Raw genomic sequence first — 16,078 nt, forward strand, 5'->3', positions numbered from 1 at the left:
TAATACCATGGATCTGAAGATTAAACTTGAACAACTACAACAAAAAGTCATAACATTAAAAGACCAGATTGCTACTGAAGAAGCTACTAAAAATGCATTTGTAATGCCTTTTATACAAATTTTAGGATACGACATCTTTAATCCTACAGAGGTTATTCCAGAACACATTTGTGATATTGGAACAAAAAAAGGAGAAAAGGTAGACTATGTGATTAAAAATAATGACGAACCTATCTTCATCATTGAATGTAAGCATTGGAAAGAGAATGCTGATGCTCATAACTCTCAGCTTCATAGATATTATCATGTTTCCAAAACAAGGTTTGGGGTTCTTACCAATGGTATTATTTATAATTTTTATACAGATCTTGAAAAACCTAATATCATGGATGAAAAGCCATTTTTCACCATAAATATTGAAGACTTAAAAGACAGTTCTATTAAAATCCTTGAAAGTTTTACCAAGAAAGATTATAATCTTGAAAGTATTTTGGATTCTGCTGAAGCTCTAAAATACATTAAAGCTATAAGAAAGGAATTTGAAAAAGAAATAGAAACCCCTTCTGATGAAATCGTAAAGCTTTTAGTGAACAGATTCTTTGACAAACCTATTACTGCCAGCAGACTGGTTTCCTTTAAAGAGTATACTAAAAAAGCATTAACAACTTCCATCAATGAATCTATAAGTTTCAGACTTAAGTCTGCTCTAAGTATTAACGAACAAATTGAGAAGCAGGATGATGATATAAAAGCACCACAGCCAATTGATGAGAATAATGATTCAAGAATTGTGACTACTGAGGAAGAACTTGAAGGCTTTCAAATTGTAAAAGCAATTATGAGAGAAAAAATTCCTTCAACACGTATAGCTTACAGAGACACTTTATCTTATTTTGGAATTTTATTGGATGATAATAACAGAAAACCCCTTTGTAGGCTGCACTTCAATACAGTGAATAAATATATTGAAACATTCCACAATGGTAAAGATTCTGGCGAGAAAGTACTACTCAGTAACCTTGATGAAATATATAATTTTAGAGAAGAACTCCATAAAACATTAGAAAACTATTAAACACCTTTCTCAATATAATTTACAATAGAAATCATTTAATAACCATGAAAATCTTTCTATATAACAAAAAACAAATACTATGAAAAAATTATTTTTCACAGGGCTTCTAGGTCTTGGATTATTATTACCTGTCAACTTTTCTGCTTCCACACTCAACATTACTTCCGCAAAAGAGCTTCTTTCCAAAAATCCCAGAAAAGGAAAAACAAAGTCAAGCAGAAAAAGTAAATCGCCTAGATCCAGCTACTCTTCAACTAGATCCTATTTAAGCTCAAAAAGTAGAGGATGTACTTATAGCGGAAATCAGCTGTATGTTGGTAAAAAAGGAGGTTGTTATTATTATTCCGGAAACAGTAAAAAGTATGTAAACCGTTCTTATTGTGCTGGCTGTAATTAAAATACAAAGCTAATAACCATGATTTTCAAATAATCAAAAAAACACTCAACATATAACCATTGAAAAAGGTATCTCATCTGAGATACCTTTCTTTATTTATTTTCTAATCATTTCCGTATGTGGGATATCATCTTCCAGATACTTTTTTCCAGTATCCTCAAAACCAAAATCACCATAAAATCTCAACAGATAATCCTGTGCTGAAATTCTGATTTCAGGAGTATGAAAACGATTTTCTATCGTTTCAACTGCATATTTGATCAATAGTTTTCCTAAGCTTTTTCCTCTACCTTTTTCCGTTGTAAGAACCCTTCCAATAGAAGTTTCATCATATTTTATCCCTTTATCAAAAATACGACAGTAAGCGAGAACATCTCCATTTTCTTCTGCCCAGATATGAACAGCTTTCTGATCATAATTATCCAAATCAGGGTAAGGACAATTCTGCTCAATAACGAAAACATCAATGCGGGCCTTCAATACAGCATACAATTCAGGAACCGTAAATTCATCAAAAGTCTTGATCTTCCAAAGAATATTACTCATCGAAACTTACACTATTTTGGGTTAAAAAGTCATTCGTCTTTTCTATAAAGTCTAAAATCAAATCTCCACCTTCTTTCTTTTCAGCTGAAGTAACATATAATTCAGGAAGATCTTCCCATGTTTTGTGCAGCTCCGCTTTGTAATCTTCAACATTTTTAATGACAACATTAGGTTTCAGCTTATCTGCTTTTGTAAACACAATTGAAAATGGAACACCACTTTCTCCACACCATTGGATAAATTCCAGGTCAATCTTCTGAGGAGAGTGCCTTGAATCTACCAATACAAAGAGGTTCACAAGATTTCTTCTGTTCAGAATATAATTGGTGATCAGCTTTTCAAAATCCTTTCGTAAAACCTTTGAAACTTTTGCGTATCCATATCCCGGTAAATCTGTAAGATACCAGTTTTCATTAATTAGAAAATGATTAATCAGCTGTGTTTTTCCAGGAGTCTGTGATGTTTTAGCCAGATCCTTATGATTCATCATTGCGTTGATCAGCGAAGACTTTCCTACATTAGATCTTCCAATAAAAGCATATTCAGGAAGATTCGGTTCAGGACAATCCTGCCATTTTCCACTACTTTTTACAAATGTTGCTGTCTTAATAACCATTTTGAAATATATTTTAGAAAAATAAACCATTAAGAAAAGCTCTTAATGGTTATTTATTATGTTTTTAAACTTTATCTTTTATCCAGTTGTACAGGATTTCATTGAATTCATCAGGCTTTTCCATCATAGCGGCGTGACCACAGTGATCTATCCAGAATAAATCCGAATTAGGAATAAACTTATGCATATCCTCAGCTACTTCCGGCGGGGTTACATTGTCCTGTTTACCCCAGATCAGACATGTTGGCGTCACAATCTTCGGAAGATCATTCAGCATATTGTGCTTGATGGCACTTCTTGCCAACATTACTGTTTTTATTCCTTTCATTCTGTCATTTACCACTGCAAAAACTTCATCTACAAGATCTTCAGTAGCAACCTTCGGGTCATAAAAAACCTCTTCTGTTTTTTTTCTGATATAAGATCTGTCATTCTTTCTTGGAAAACTGTCTCCGAAAGTTCTTTCATACAAGCCAGAACTACCGGTCAGAACCAGATTCTTTACCAGATCAGGTCTTGCCAAGCTCAAAATTAGTCCTACATGTCCTCCCATTGAATTTCCAACAATGGTAACAGGTCCTGAAATATGACTTTCTATAAACTTGATGATATATTTCGCGATAGTGGTAAGATTCGTATTGAGTACTGGCAAATCATAGATGGGCAACTGAGGAACATATACTTTGAATCCTCTGTCCGAAAAAAAATCTACCATTTTATCGAAATTACTCAAACCACCCATTAACCCGTGCAACAGCACTAATGGATGTCCTTCCCCAGCCTCTACATAGGAATATTTCTTTTCTTTTTTTGTACTAAATATCATATAATGCCTTAATAAAGCCTTGCAAAAATACAAATTAAACCTCAAAAATATTTTGATTATCCTAATTTAAGATAAAAATAATATAATATTCCTCTTTTTAACTTTTTTTTTCAAAACCCCTTTATTATGGCTTAAATAACAGTTTTAACAACCATCTACAGATCAATCAATTACATTCTTAGAACTCAATCTTTAATAAAACTTATTAACATTGAGTCAAAAAGTGGGAAAAAGTGGGAAATTTTGGAAATTATTATATAAATTTGTCCCAAATGAAAAATTTCATTGGGACATATGAGTGTAAAATTGACGACAAAGGCCGCTTAAAAGTTCCTTCATCTTTAATCAAACAGATGGAAAACTTCGAAGACAAGGCATTTGTAGTCAAAAGATCTGTGTTCCAACCTTGTCTGGAAGTCTATCCAATGAATGCGTGGGATAAACTGATGGGCAAAATTAATAAACTGAACAGATTCATAAAAAAGAATGCTGATTTCATACGAATGTTTACGGCAGGAGTAAAAACAGTAGAATTGGATAATGCCGGAAGGCTACAGATCTCCAAAGACTTGATGACTTTCTCAAATCTTCAGAAGGATGTAGTAATCACCAGCGCAGGAGAACTTTTCGAAATTTGGGATAAAGAAGCCTACGAACAGGTAATCTCCACCAATGAAACTGATTTTGCGAGCCTTGCCGAAGATGTGATGGGCTCTTTTGACGAAGAATAACTGTAGAGGTTATTAAAAATTTTATTTAATAAAAAACACAATTAAGCATGTATCATAACCCCGTTTTGTTGAAGCAGAGTGTAGATGATTTGGTGACGAATCCTGACGGAATTTATGTGGACTGCACCTTTGGAGGTGGTGGCCACTCAAGAGAGATTTTGACCAGACTTTCTGAAAAAGGAAAACTGTTCAGCTTCGATCAGGATCTGGATGCGCTTAAAAATACAATTGATGATCCCAGGTTTACACTTGTCAATCAGAATTTCAGATTTCTGGAAAACTCTTTATTAATGTATGGTATTCCTCAGGTTGACGGTGTTTTGGCTGATTTGGGAGTCTCTTCTCATCAGTTTGATGAAGCAGACAGAGGTTTTTCTACAAGAAGCAATGCTCCTTTAGACATGCGAATGAATGTTATGCAAGGTCTTGACGCTAAAAGAGTGATTAATGAATATGGCGAGGAAGAACTTGCAGATATTTTCTATTACTATGGAGAATTAAGAGAAGCAAGAAAATTGGCAAGGGAAATTGTTCATCATAGAAAAACAAAAAGTATAAATACCACAGAGGATTTGAAAAAGCTTTTCAGCTACATTCCTCCTCATAAGGTAAATAAGTTCTATGCTCAGCTATTTCAGGCAGTAAGAATAGAAGTTAACCAAGAACTTGAAGTATTGAAAGAAATGCTGGTACAGGCTTTCAACATTTTAAAACCGGAAGGAAGATTAGTAGTAATCTCTTACCACTCTTTAGAAGACCGATTGGTAAAAAGATTCCTAAAAAATGGAATGTTTGAAGGAGAGCCGGAAAGAGATATCTACGGAAATTATAAAAAGGCATTCGAATTGATGAAGAGCAAAGCAATCATTCCTGACAATAAGGAGATTGAAGAAAACTCAAGAGCAAGAAGTGCTAAAATGAGAACAGGAATAAAAGTTTAAAGGTGAATAAACTGTCAATAGTGAATTGAAAAATAAAATTGACAACGAAGTGAACCAGTACAATGCAAATTGATTGAATTAAATTGGCAAAAAGAACAACAAATCGCCCACAGAAAAGACTCACTTTTATAGACATTATAAAAGGAAACTTTCTGAATCGTGATGAGATCAAAATACATTACAGGTATTTTCTCTTGTTGTTTATCCTGATGATGGCTATGATTTACAGTAACCATCTCGTCAATAAGAAAATTAAAATTGTAAACGCCTTAAAGGAAGAAACAGAAGAATATAAATCGAGAAACGCTTACGCCCAGAGTAAGCTAATCAAGGTAAAAATGGAATCAGAGCTGGGGAAAGAGGTTGCACGGGACTCATTAATGACCTTAGAAAACCATCCTCATAAATTGCTAATAAAACTGGACAGTACAGATGCAAAAGCAAAATGAATACGACAACAAACGTAAAAAAACGTTACGATGGGGCTACCTCTTTGCAGTGGTAGCTTTGTGCGTGTTTGTAATGTTCTTGGCAAGGATTGTTATCCTTCAGAATACCAATGTTCAGGAAATTAAAGATGATTACATTAACAAAAACTATCGAGAAGCCACTTTAAAGGCGGCCCGCGGTAATTTATTTGCTTCTGATGGTTCTATTTTAGCCACAACCGTAATGCGCTATGACATCTATCTTGATTTCAAAACGATGAAAGATACGATCTACAGCAATAACATTGGAGCTTTAACCGATTCTCTAAGCAAAATGTTTGGGAAATCCAGAGGAGAGTTCAGACAAAAATTTGACGAACAGAAGAAAAAGAAAAACCAATATTACACTCTGGTAAAAGGACTTGATTTTGACCAGTATGATAGAATCCGAAACTTCCCAATCTTTAAAAAGGGTAAAAATAAAGGCGGTTTCATTGTAGACAGAAATTACAAAAGAGAACTTGCTACTTCAGAAATTGGAGCCGGAACTATCGGTATGGATAACGGCGAACTTAAATCCGGATTAGAAGGAGCTTTCTCAAAATATTTAACCGGGACAGACGGAAAAAGATTAGAACAAAGAATCAACTCTTCCCAATGGAAGCCTATAGACTTCTGGAAAGTTCAGGAGCCCATTGACGGAGAAGATGTATATACAACCTTAGACCTTAGAATTCAAGACATTGCACACTCTGCACTAGAGAAGCAGCTCATCCATTATGAAGCCAAACACGGAACCGTAATTGTAATGGAAGTGGAAACCGGAAAGGTACGGGCCTTGGTTAACTTAAGAAGAACAGAATCAGGAGAATATGAAGATTCTTATAACTATGCGTTAAAAGATAACATCGAACCGGGATCCACCTTTAAAACCATTTCACTTCTAGCAGCAATGGATGATGGATTTATTGATGAAAACACAACAGTAAATGTAGGAAACGGGGTTTGGACATATGCAAAACAAAGAATTTCTGACGGCCATGGTGGTGGAACTTACGACATCAGTGATGTTTTGGCCAAATCCAGTAACGTGGGAACAGCAAAACTAATCACAAAGTTTTATGCTGAAAAACCACAGATTTTCCTGGACCACTTAAAACGTTGGAAATTATTTGACAAAATGGACATCGAACTTCCAGGAATCACAAAACCAAAGATCGTAACTCCGGAAAATAAAAGATGGAATGCAGCCACATTAGCTTCTATCTCTTATGGATACTCTTCAAACATTAACCTGTTACAGCTTACAAGCTTCTACAACGGAGTAGCCAATGGAGGCAAAATGCTTAAGCCATTATTCATCGATAAGATCATGAAGGACGGAAAGGTGATGTACAAAGCAAAACCTGAGGTAATGGTGAACAAAATGGCATCTGAAAAGGCCATCAAAATGATGACCAGTGCATTAACCAAGGCTGTAGAAAAAGGAACAGGACGAAGCATCTTCACTCCTAACCTTAAAATGGCAGGAAAAACAGGAACCGCAAGATTTGAATATTGGCTTCCAGGACCCATGAAATACCGTGCATCATTTGCAGGATTCTATCCGGCTGATGCTCCAAAATATACATGTTATGTGATGGTAAGCGAACCCAATACATCAATTGGGTTTTATGGAGGCCCCGTAGCAGCACCGGTGTTTAAGGAAATAGCAGGAAAAACCTTCCTGAAAACACCGCAAAACATTGAAAAGGAAATGCTCGTTGATAAAAAGGTAAACCTGAGCAAAATGGTGGAACCTAATGTAAAAGTAGCAGTCAATGATAAGCAAATGCCCAATGTAGTAGGATTGATTGGTAAAAATGTCATCCCACAATTGGAAAACTTAGGATACCGTGTCGATTTTAAAGGAGTTGGCCGAATCAAAGAACAATTCCCATTAGAAGGGACAACGATCAGTAAGAACCAGAGAATATATTTATCTCTACAGAATTAAAAAACAGAGTCCAAAGGGACGACTTAAGCCCAAATAGGATAAAGTCCTATTGATATAAAATGATAATAACAGAATTAGTAAACAGAATCCCAGTAATAGAAATCCACGGTGATAACAACCGTGAAGTATCCGAACTGGTGTTCGACAGCAGAAAGGTTACAGAAAACTCTCTTTACATTGCTATGAGGGGAACAGTGGTGGATGGACATTCATTCATTGCATCTTCTATTGAGAAAGGAGCAACAACGATTGTTTGTGAAGAATTTCCTGAAACACTGACAGAAAACGTAACCTATATTAAGGTTAAAGATTCTGCTAAAGCTTTAGGTCATCTTGCTTCGAACTTCTACGGAAATCCATCCAGAAAACTGAAACTGATAGGAGTTACAGGAACAAACGGGAAAACCTCTGTTTCCACCCTGCTTTTTGATGTTTTCAGAAATTTAGGATATGATTCTGCTTTATTATCAACCGTTGAAATCAGAATCGGTGAAGAAATTATTCCAGCGACTCATACCACTCCGGATGTTATTACCATCAACAAAATTTTAGCTGAAGCAGTTGAGAAAGGATGTGAATTTGCTTTCATGGAAGTAAGTTCTCACGGAATTGCTCAAAACAGAATCGAGGGACTACACTTTAAAATAGCCGGGTTTACAAACATTACCCATGATCATTTAGATTATCACAAAACATTTGAAGAATATTTAAAAACAAAAAAAAGATTCTTTGATGAATTAGAAGATACAGCCATTGCCATCACCAATGTAGATGACAAAAATGGGAATGTCATGCTTCAGAACACAAAGGCTAAAAAGAAGTCTTATGCTTTGAAAACAATGGCAGATTATCACGGAAAACTATTGGAAGTGGATTTCAACGGAATGTTGCTAAACTTCAACGGAAAAGAATTCTGGACAACACTGACGGGTAAATTCAACGTATACAATCTATTGCTTGTATTTGGAATTGCAAAAGAACTTGGTTTTGAAGAGGACGAAATCCTACAAGCTATCAGCAAGCTAAAAAGAGTTTCCGGAAGATTTGAAACTTTAAAATCAGACGGTGGAATTTTCTTTATCGTAGACTATGCACATACTCCGGATGCTTTAGAAAACATTTTAGACAGCATTAATGATATCAGAACCAAAAACGAAAGATTAATCACCGTTTTCGGCTGCGGAGGAGACAGAGATCATTCTAAAAGATCTGAAATGGGGAATATTGCCACCAAGAAATCAACCTTGGCAATCATCACTTCAGATAACCCGAGAACAGAAGATCCGGGACAAATCATCAAGGAAATTGAAGCAGGTGTTGAACCTCAGAACTTCAGCAAATACACTTCAATTCCAGATAGAAAAGAAGCCATAAAAATGGCCATAAAGTTCGCAGAACCTAAAGATATTATTCTTGTAGCCGGAAAAGGTCACGAAAATTATCAGGAGATAAATGGTGTGAAACATCATTTTGATGACAAAGAAGTAATTAATGAGCTTTGGAAATTAATGTCCAAGTAAATTGAAAGATTGAATTCATTGAAAGATTTAATAATTTGATAATGACAAAGAATTTTGAAAATTTCCCAGTATATATCAAAAGTTTAGATCTTATTGAAAAAGTTTATTCATTTCTTCAAAGTCAAAGTTTTGAAAAAGAATTTGAATTTAATAACCAGATAAAAAGAGCGAGTTTTTCAATTAGCAACAATATTGCAGAAGGCTCAGAATATAACAATAACAGACAATTTATTAGATATTTAAAAATTGCAAAAGGCAGCTGTGCTGAAGTAAGGAGTATGCTGATTGTAAGTAAAAGATTAAAATTAGGTGACAAAAATAAAGCAGAAGAAATCATTACTCTTTCGAGAGAAATTTCTTCAAACATATCAAACTTTATTAAGTATTTAAGTGAAAATATTGAGAAAACCAATCTTTAAATCTTTAAATAAATTAAATTTTTAAATAATAAAAAACAGAAACATGCTATACTATCTATACGAATATCTAACCGACCATGGAATTCACGTTCCGGGCTTAGGATTGTTGAAATACATCTCCTTTCGTGCCGGAATGGCTGTGTTGTTCTCTTTAGTTATTGCTCTTGTTTATGGAAAAAGAGTAATCAACTATCTAAGAACAAAACAAATGGGTGAATTAGTCCGTGACCTTGGATTGGATGGCCAGAAACAAAAAGAAGGAACTCCTACCATGGGAGGGCTTATTATTATTTTGGCAACCATTATTCCGGTGTTGTTGTTCACAAGAATTACCAACGTATATATTGTCTTACTGTTGGTTTCAATGTTCTGGATGGGAGCCATCGGATTCCTGGATGATTATCTAAAGAAAATAAAGAAAAATAAAGATGGACTAAGCGGCAAATTCAAGATTGTAGGACAGGTAGGATTAGGCTTAATTGTTGGAGTTACAATGTATTTCCACCCGGACATTACTGTTAAGAGAAAATATGCTGATGCAAAAGTAGTAAACAGAAACAATGTAGAGCAGAATTTCATGCCTACAGAGAAAATCACAGTTTCTACAGTACCTTTTGCAAAGAACAATGAGTTTGATTATAGCGGTATCCTATTTTGGATGAATGAAAAAGATGCCCACGAATGGGCATGGATTGTCTTTATCCCTATCGTAATTTTCATTGTAACAGCTGTTTCGAATGGCGCCAACATAACTGATGGAATAGACGGCCTCGCAGCAGGGACCAGTGCCATTATACTGCTTACCCTTGCCCTCTTCGCTTATCTTTCAGGGAACATCATCTTTGCAGACTATCTGAATATCATGTTCCTTCCAAATATGGGTGAAACCACCATTTTCGCAGTCGCAATGGTAGGAGCAGTAATTGGATTTTTCTGGTACAATACCTATCCTGCTCAGGTTTTTATGGGAGATACAGGAAGTTTGATGCTAGGAGGAGTAATTGCTGTTTTAGCCATTATCTTAAGAAAAGAATTATTGATTCCTGTTTTATGTGGAATATTCTTGATAGAAAACCTATCCGTAATGCTTCAGGTAATCGTTTTCAAATACAGAAAGAAAAAATACGGGCTGGAATATGCTCAAAACAATAGACTATTCAAAATGTCACCATTGCACCACCACTATCAGAAAGACGGATTTCATGAGAGTAAAATCGTCAACAGAATGATTATCATTGGAGTAATATTGGCAATTGTTTGTCTGATCACCTTAAAAATGAGATAAACCTTAATTTAAAAATTAAAAGACTGAGTCTTTTAATCATTAAATCAAAATAATATGAAAATAGTTGTTTTAGGAGGAGGAGAAAGCGGATGTGGGGCTGCTTATTTGGCTAAGAAAAAAGGTCTGAAAGTATTTCTTTCAGATAAAGGAGCCATTAAAGATAACTATAAGCAGTTTCTTACTGAAAATGAAATTGAATTTGAAGAAGGAAACCACGATGAAGAGAGAATCTTAAATGCAGATTGGATCGTAAAAAGCCCGGGAATCCCGAAAAAAGCAGAAATTATCCATAAAATTCATGAAAAGGGGATAAGACTTTCCTCAGAAATTGAATTTGCTTCTGAGTTTACGGATGCTAAGATCATTGCCATTACAGGAAGCAACGGAAAAACAACCACCACTTCCCTAATCTATTATATCCTGAAAAATGACGGATTAAATGTAGGTTTAGGAGGAAATATTGGCTACAGCTTTGCAAAACAGGTTGCAGATGAAAATCATGAATATTACGTGCTGGAAGTAAGTTCTTTCCAGTTGGATGATATTCAGAACTTCAGACCTTACATTTCTTTGTTGTTGAACCTGTCTCAGGATCACCTGGATCAGTACAACTACAACTATGAAGAATATGCATTGGCGAAATTCAGAATAGCTGAAAATCAGGAAAATGATAACTTCTTCATCTATAACAAAGATGATGAAATGAGCAAAAATCTACTTGAAAAGCTAGAAATAAAAGCGAAGATGATTCCTTTCTCCACAAAGGAACAACTTCCCGAAGGAGGTTTTGTAAACGACGATCAGATTGTGGTAAAAATGAAGGATGAATTCTCAATGAAAGTTGAAGAATTATCGCTACTTGGAAACCATAATGTGGCTAATAGCTTAGCAGCCTCTATCGCAGGTAAGATACTGAAAATCAACAACGAAAGTATAAGACATTCATTAATGACCTTCCAGGCTGTAGAACACCGATTGGAATTCGTAACGGAAACAGACGGTGTAAAATACATCAATGACAGTAAGGCAACCAATGTGAATGCAACTTACTACGCTTTGGAAAGTATGAAAACCCCAACCGTATGGATTGTGGGAGGATTAGATAAAGGAAATGACTATACCGAAATTGAAGATCTAGTCAAAAGAAAAGTAAAGGCCATCGTTTGTCTTGGGATTGATAATAAGAAAATTATAGATTTCTTCAAAGATAAAAAGGAGTTCATCTATGACACATCAAGCATGGAAGAAGCTGTGAAAATTTCAAAATCACTAGCTAAAAAAGGAGATACTGTTCTACTTTCCCCATGCTGTGCAAGCTTTGATCTATTCAAAAGCTATGAAGACAGAGGACGTCAGTTTAAAGATCAGGTATTAAAAGCCAATGGCCATTAGCCAGAAGCCAATAGCATTAATTATGGACGAGCAGAATACAGAAACCAGATTTGAATTTCTAAAGGGCGATAAAGTACTTTGGATGGTCATTCTTGTGATCTCCATTTTTTCTATTTTCCCCGTTTACTCTGCAAGTTCAAACCTGGAATATATCGTAAATAACGGAACCACAACAGGTCACGTTATCAAACATATGTTCTTTGTAGTTTTGGGATTAGCCATTATGCGGCTTGTAGGAACTATAAAATACGAATACATCGGAAAGCTCAGCAGTATCCTGCTGGGATTGATGATCGTTTTGTTGATTGTTACGATGTTTACCGGACAAACCATTGATGGAGCCAGTGCTTCCAGATGGTTAAAAATTCCGGGAACACCCATCTCCTTTCAGCCGTCATCATTCGCCTTCCTGATGTTGATTATCTATTTATGCAGATACTTAACCAAGAAGATCACAAGAGAAAGGCTTCCAATAGAGAATATCATGTATATTTTCGGACCCATTCTTCTTGTTTTTGTACTGGTAGCGAAAGATAACGGTTCTACCGCTTTAATGATTCTGATGGTTTCAGTAATTGTTTTGATTGTCGGACAGCTTCATTGGAAATACATTGCTGGCTTTATTTCAGCCTCATTTGTAGCCATTGTATTCTTCCTTTTGATTGCATTGAATACCAACATGATCGGCGGAAACCGTGTTCATACATGGATGAGCCGTATTGAGACATTTACATCAAGTAAAGCAAAATCGGCAGATACAGATGATGAAAGTGTAAAAGCCAAGAATTATCAGGTAATGCAGGCCAAAGCTGCTATCGTACACGGTGGAATTACTGGAATGGGACCTGGAAAAAGTGCATTGAAACAAATGCTGCCACAATCTGCTTCCGACTTTATCTTCGCAGTTATTGTAGAAGAATATGGAGTAATTGGAGCAGCTTTCCTGATTAGTCTCTATCTGATTATGATGATCCGGATTGTGATGATAGCAAGTAAAATGCCGGCCTTTTTTGGATCATTGCTGGTGCTCAGTCTCGGGGTAATGATTTTTATACAGCTATCAGTAAATATTGCTGTTGCCATTAATCTGATCCCGGTAACGGGACAGCCATTACCATTGATAAGTTATGGAGGAACCTCCATGCTGGTAACCTATTTACAGTTAGGAATTATCTTAAATATAAGCTCCAGAATTCAGATTTATGATGAAGAAGGAATGGGCAAAAAACAAAGTATAGCAGAAATAAACGATATCGCATAAACTAAAAAAGTCCCGGAGGGACGATTTAACAAAAATTGGACAAAGTCCTATTATAAAAATGAACAAAAAATTAAAAGTATTACTATCAGGCGGAGGAACAGGAGGACATATCTTCCCTGCCCTCGCCATCGCTGATGAGATCAAGAAAAGATTTCCTGATGCAGAATTTTTGTTCATTGGAGCCAACGGAAAAATGGAAATGGAAAAAGTTCCACAAGCAGGCTACAAAATTGAAGGAATTGATATCGCCGGAATCGACAGAGGAAACCTTTTATCTAATTTAGGACTCCCTTTCAAGATTCTAAAAAGTTTAAACAAATCAAAAGCGATCATCAAAGAATTTAAACCGGATGTTGCGATAGGAACAGGAGGATTTGCAAGTGGACCCGCTTTATATGAAGCCACCAAATTAGGCATTCCGGTGTTTATTCAGGAACAGAACGCTCATGCAGGAGTCACCAATAAGATTTTGAGCAAAGCAGCTAAAGCCATATTTACAGCCTATCCTAAAGTAGCAGGCTTTCCGGCAGAAAAGATAAAATTTCTTGGAAATCCGATCCGTTCTGTTATTATTTCAGGAATGCAGGGCACGGCTCAGGCAAAAGAAAAAATGGGATTAAATAAAGATAAGCTTACCATTTTATCGGTAGGTGGATCTTTAGGCTCCAGAACATTAAACAATGCATGGAAATCTCATTTAAAACAAATTGTTGACAAAGATTATCAGCTGATTTGGCAGACAGGAAAGCTTGATTATAAAGATATTATTGAAGAAACAAAAGATATTGACACCAGCAATATCCAAATCCGTGAATTTATCAAAGACATGGAATTGGCCTATTCCGCGGCAGATATCATCGTTTCAAGAGCCGGAGCCATTGCCATTTCAGAGTTGGCTGTAGCACAAAAACCGGTATTGTTGGTTCCTTTCCCTTTCGCAGCGGAAGACCATCAAACCAAAAATGCCATGAATCTCGTTGAAAAAAATGCAGCCAGAATGGTAAAAGACTCTGAAATGCAGGAAAAATTCTGGAATACATTATCAGAAATCTGCGAAAATGAAAGCGTAAGAAAAGAAATGTCCGACAATCTTGAGTATTTTGCTAAGCCAGATGCTACAAAAGAGATTGTAGATGAGATATTTAAAATAATAAGATAAATATGTAAGGTTTGTCATACGAAACGTAGTGAAGTGAAGAATCTCAATTATTGAGATTTCTCGTTCCCCGGAAATCACAGATTTGGCGTAGCCAATGCAATGACAAATGAAAATTTTTAATAAATAATGAAGAACTTAGAAACATATCAAAACTTTTACTTCGTTGGAATCGGAGGCATCGGAATGAGTGCATTAGCGCGTTATTTCCATGCATCCGGAAAAAAGGTGTTGGGTTACGATAAAACCAATACCAAGCTTACTCAAAATCTTATGGAGGAAGGAATCGATATTGTTTTCGAAGATCTTATTGATGAGAAAATAACATCTCTTCAAAAAGAAAACACATTGGTAATCTATACTCCCGCCATCAAAACACTTGGAATTTTAGATTACTTCAATCAAAATCAGTTTGAAGTGTTGAAACGTGCAAAAGTTCTAGGCTTAATTACCGAAAATACAGACTGTATCGCAGTAGCTGGAACCCACGGGAAGACAACTACTTCTACCTTGGTTTCTCACCTATGCAAAGAAGCAAACTTACCGTTCTCATGCTTTTTAGGAGGAATTTCTGAGAACTTTAAGTCAAACTTTCTGTACAATGGTTCCACTTATTCAGTGGTGGAGGCAGATGAATATGACAGAAGCTTCCTGAACCTCTCTCCGGATTGGGCAGTAGTGACTTCAACGGATGCAGACCACCTGGATATTTATGGAGATAAAAGCCATATTGAAGAAGGCTTCAGACAATTTGCAGCCCTAGTTCCTGAAGATAAACAACTATTTGTAAGAAAAGGAATTGAAATCGGAAGAGCCCATCAGACTTACGCTGTAAACGAAAAAGCTGATTACTATTCGGATAACCTGAGAATGGATCATGATAAGATTTATTTTGACTTCCATACTCCAACAGGAACAATAAAAGATTTTGTTTGGGAAATCCCGGGAATCCATAATGTGGAAAATGCTACAGTAGCATTGGCAATTTTGCATAATTTGGGCGTAGATTTTGATACGCTGAAAAAAGCAATTGCCAACTTTAAAGGAATTAAAAGAAGATATACCAAGCATTTTTACGAAAACGGTAAAATTTATATTGATGATTATGCTCACCACCCTACAGAAATTAATGCGGTAATGAGCTCTATTAAAACATTTTACCCCAATAAAAAATTATTGGTAGCCTTCCAGCCGCACCTGTTTAGCAGAACAAGAGATTTTGCAGACGGATTTGCAGAAAGTCTGAGTAAGGCAGACGAATTGATCTTATTGGACATTTATCCGGCAAGAGAACTTCAGGAGAATTTTGAAGGAATTACCTCAAGCTGGTTGTTGAACAAAGTAACATTAGACAAAAAAGAAGTATCAACTTTATCTGATGCTTTTGAAAAAATAAAAGAAAAAGACTTTGACATCCTTCTCACCGTAGGAGCCGGGAATATAGATACTCTGTACGACCCAATCTGTGAATGGATAAATAAATTGTAAA

At 35.7% G+C, this 16,078-nt stretch carries 16 protein-coding genes; 13 read left to right on the forward strand and 3 right to left on the reverse strand.

Annotated features, from left to right (window positions below; genetic code table 11):
- The first annotated feature begins 7 nt into the window (after positions 1 to 7).
- Both EL260_RS00265 and EL260_RS00270 read left to right on the forward strand, forming a co-directional pair.
- A complete protein-coding gene (locus tag EL260_RS00265; protein WP_123858311.1) occupies positions 8 to 1,075 on the forward strand; it encodes a type I restriction endonuclease in 1,068 nt (355 codons plus the stop codon).
- A 79-nt stretch (positions 1,076 to 1,154) separates the two neighbouring features.
- Positions 1,155 to 1,472 (forward strand): hypothetical protein, encoded by a 318-nt coding sequence (locus tag EL260_RS00270; protein WP_123858312.1) that lies wholly within the window; start codon positions 1,155 to 1,157, stop codon positions 1,470 to 1,472.
- Positions 1,473 to 1,568: 96 nt separating this feature from the next.
- Here the strand turns inward: EL260_RS00270 and EL260_RS00275 are convergent, their stop codons facing one another.
- From EL260_RS00275 to EL260_RS00285, 3 genes are all read right to left on the reverse strand, one after another.
- Positions 1,569 to 2,018 carry a GNAT family N-acetyltransferase gene (locus EL260_RS00275; RefSeq protein WP_123858313.1) on the reverse strand — a complete coding sequence of 150 codons (450 nt, stop codon included), beginning with the start codon at positions 2,016 to 2,018 and terminating at the stop codon, positions 1,569 to 1,571.
- Complete coding sequence (yihA, locus tag EL260_RS00280; protein ID WP_123858314.1) at positions 2,011 to 2,634, reverse strand: ribosome biogenesis GTP-binding protein YihA/YsxC; 624 nt, start codon at positions 2,632 to 2,634, stop codon at positions 2,011 to 2,013. The genes EL260_RS00275 and yihA overlap by 8 nt, the downstream gene beginning before the upstream one ends.
- A 64-nt stretch (positions 2,635 to 2,698) precedes the next feature.
- Positions 2,699 to 3,460: an alpha/beta fold hydrolase gene (locus EL260_RS00285; protein WP_123858315.1), complete on the reverse strand. Its 762-nt coding sequence runs from the start codon at positions 3,458 to 3,460 to the stop codon at positions 2,699 to 2,701.
- A 272-nt stretch (positions 3,461 to 3,732) separates the two neighbouring features.
- Between EL260_RS00285 and mraZ the strand changes: the two genes are divergently transcribed.
- The 11 genes from mraZ to murC all read left to right on the forward strand — a co-directional run bounded on the left by mraZ (position 3,733) and on the right by murC (position 16,077).
- Positions 3,733 to 4,191 (forward strand): division/cell wall cluster transcriptional repressor MraZ, encoded by a 459-nt coding sequence (gene mraZ, locus EL260_RS00290; RefSeq protein ID WP_123858316.1) that lies wholly within the window; start codon positions 3,733 to 3,735, stop codon positions 4,189 to 4,191.
- Positions 4,192 to 4,238: 47 nt separating this feature from the next.
- Positions 4,239 to 5,132, forward strand: coding sequence for a 16S rRNA (cytosine(1402)-N(4))-methyltransferase RsmH (gene rsmH, locus EL260_RS00295; protein ID WP_123858317.1), 894 nt, complete (start codon positions 4,239 to 4,241; stop codon positions 5,130 to 5,132).
- 83 nt (positions 5,133 to 5,215) lie between these two features.
- Complete coding sequence (locus EL260_RS00300) at positions 5,216 to 5,581, forward strand: FtsL-like putative cell division protein (protein ID WP_123858318.1); 366 nt, start codon at positions 5,216 to 5,218, stop codon at positions 5,579 to 5,581.
- Entirely contained in the window at positions 5,565 to 7,556 is a 1,992-nt protein-coding gene (locus EL260_RS00305) for a penicillin-binding transpeptidase domain-containing protein (protein WP_123858319.1), read from the forward strand. Before EL260_RS00300 ends, EL260_RS00305 begins: the two co-directional genes overlap by 17 nt.
- A gap of 59 nt (positions 7,557 to 7,615) precedes the next feature.
- Positions 7,616 to 9,076, forward strand: a complete 1,461-nt coding sequence (locus tag EL260_RS00310; protein ID WP_123858320.1) for a UDP-N-acetylmuramoyl-L-alanyl-D-glutamate--2,6-diaminopimelate ligase — start codon at positions 7,616 to 7,618, stop codon at positions 9,074 to 9,076.
- A gap of 41 nt (positions 9,077 to 9,117) precedes the next feature.
- A complete protein-coding gene (locus EL260_RS00315; RefSeq protein ID WP_123858321.1) occupies positions 9,118 to 9,495 on the forward strand; it encodes a four helix bundle protein in 378 nt (125 codons plus the stop codon).
- 43 nt (positions 9,496 to 9,538) lie between these two features.
- Positions 9,539 to 10,780: a phospho-N-acetylmuramoyl-pentapeptide-transferase gene (mraY, locus tag EL260_RS00320; RefSeq protein WP_123858322.1), complete on the forward strand. Its 1,242-nt coding sequence runs from the start codon at positions 9,539 to 9,541 to the stop codon at positions 10,778 to 10,780.
- Between the two features lie 54 nt (positions 10,781 to 10,834).
- Positions 10,835 to 12,172, forward strand: coding sequence for a UDP-N-acetylmuramoyl-L-alanine--D-glutamate ligase (gene murD / locus EL260_RS00325; RefSeq protein ID WP_123858323.1), 1,338 nt, complete (start codon positions 10,835 to 10,837; stop codon positions 12,170 to 12,172).
- 22 nt (positions 12,173 to 12,194) lie between these two features.
- Positions 12,195 to 13,433, forward strand: coding sequence for an FtsW/RodA/SpoVE family cell cycle protein (locus EL260_RS00330; RefSeq protein WP_123858324.1), 1,239 nt, complete (start codon positions 12,195 to 12,197; stop codon positions 13,431 to 13,433).
- A 58-nt stretch (positions 13,434 to 13,491) separates the two neighbouring features.
- Positions 13,492 to 14,592, forward strand: a complete 1,101-nt coding sequence (murG, locus tag EL260_RS00335) for an undecaprenyldiphospho-muramoylpentapeptide beta-N-acetylglucosaminyltransferase (RefSeq protein WP_123858325.1) — start codon at positions 13,492 to 13,494, stop codon at positions 14,590 to 14,592.
- A gap of 126 nt (positions 14,593 to 14,718) precedes the next feature.
- A complete protein-coding gene (gene murC / locus EL260_RS00340) occupies positions 14,719 to 16,077 on the forward strand; it encodes a UDP-N-acetylmuramate--L-alanine ligase (RefSeq protein WP_123858326.1) in 1,359 nt (452 codons plus the stop codon).
- Position 16,078: the final 1 nt, after the last annotated feature.

It is taken from the genome of Chryseobacterium nakagawai (genome assembly GCF_900637665.1).
Lineage (GTDB): Bacteria > Bacteroidota > Bacteroidia > Flavobacteriales > Weeksellaceae > Chryseobacterium > Chryseobacterium nakagawai.

Coding starts and splice junctions, on each gene's coding strand:
- EL260_RS00265 (WP_123858311.1), top strand. CDS start 8: ATGGATCTGAAGATTAAACTTGAACAACTACAACAAAAAGTCATAACA.
- EL260_RS00270 (WP_123858312.1), top strand. CDS start 1,155: ATGAAAAAATTATTTTTCACAGGGCTTCTAGGTCTTGGATTATTATTA.
- EL260_RS00275 (WP_123858313.1), bottom strand. CDS start 2,018: ATGAGTAATATTCTTTGGAAGATCAAGACTTTTGATGAATTTACGGTT.
- yihA (WP_123858314.1), bottom strand. CDS start 2,634: ATGGTTATTAAGACAGCAACATTTGTAAAAAGTAGTGGAAAATGGCAG.
- EL260_RS00285 (WP_123858315.1), bottom strand. CDS start 3,460: ATGATATTTAGTACAAAAAAAGAAAAGAAATATTCCTATGTAGAGGCT.
- mraZ (WP_123858316.1), top strand. CDS start 3,733: ATGAAAAATTTCATTGGGACATATGAGTGTAAAATTGACGACAAAGGC.
- rsmH (WP_123858317.1), top strand. CDS start 4,239: ATGTATCATAACCCCGTTTTGTTGAAGCAGAGTGTAGATGATTTGGTG.
- EL260_RS00305 (WP_123858319.1), top strand. CDS start 5,565: ATGCAAAAGCAAAATGAATACGACAACAAACGTAAAAAAACGTTACGA.
- EL260_RS00310 (WP_123858320.1), top strand. CDS start 7,616: ATGATAATAACAGAATTAGTAAACAGAATCCCAGTAATAGAAATCCAC.
- EL260_RS00315 (WP_123858321.1), top strand. CDS start 9,118: ATGACAAAGAATTTTGAAAATTTCCCAGTATATATCAAAAGTTTAGAT.
- mraY (WP_123858322.1), top strand. CDS start 9,539: ATGCTATACTATCTATACGAATATCTAACCGACCATGGAATTCACGTT.
- murD (WP_123858323.1), top strand. CDS start 10,835: ATGAAAATAGTTGTTTTAGGAGGAGGAGAAAGCGGATGTGGGGCTGCT.
- EL260_RS00330 (WP_123858324.1), top strand. CDS start 12,195: ATGGACGAGCAGAATACAGAAACCAGATTTGAATTTCTAAAGGGCGAT.
- murG (WP_123858325.1), top strand. CDS start 13,492: ATGAACAAAAAATTAAAAGTATTACTATCAGGCGGAGGAACAGGAGGA.
- murC (WP_123858326.1), top strand. CDS start 14,719: ATGAAGAACTTAGAAACATATCAAAACTTTTACTTCGTTGGAATCGGA.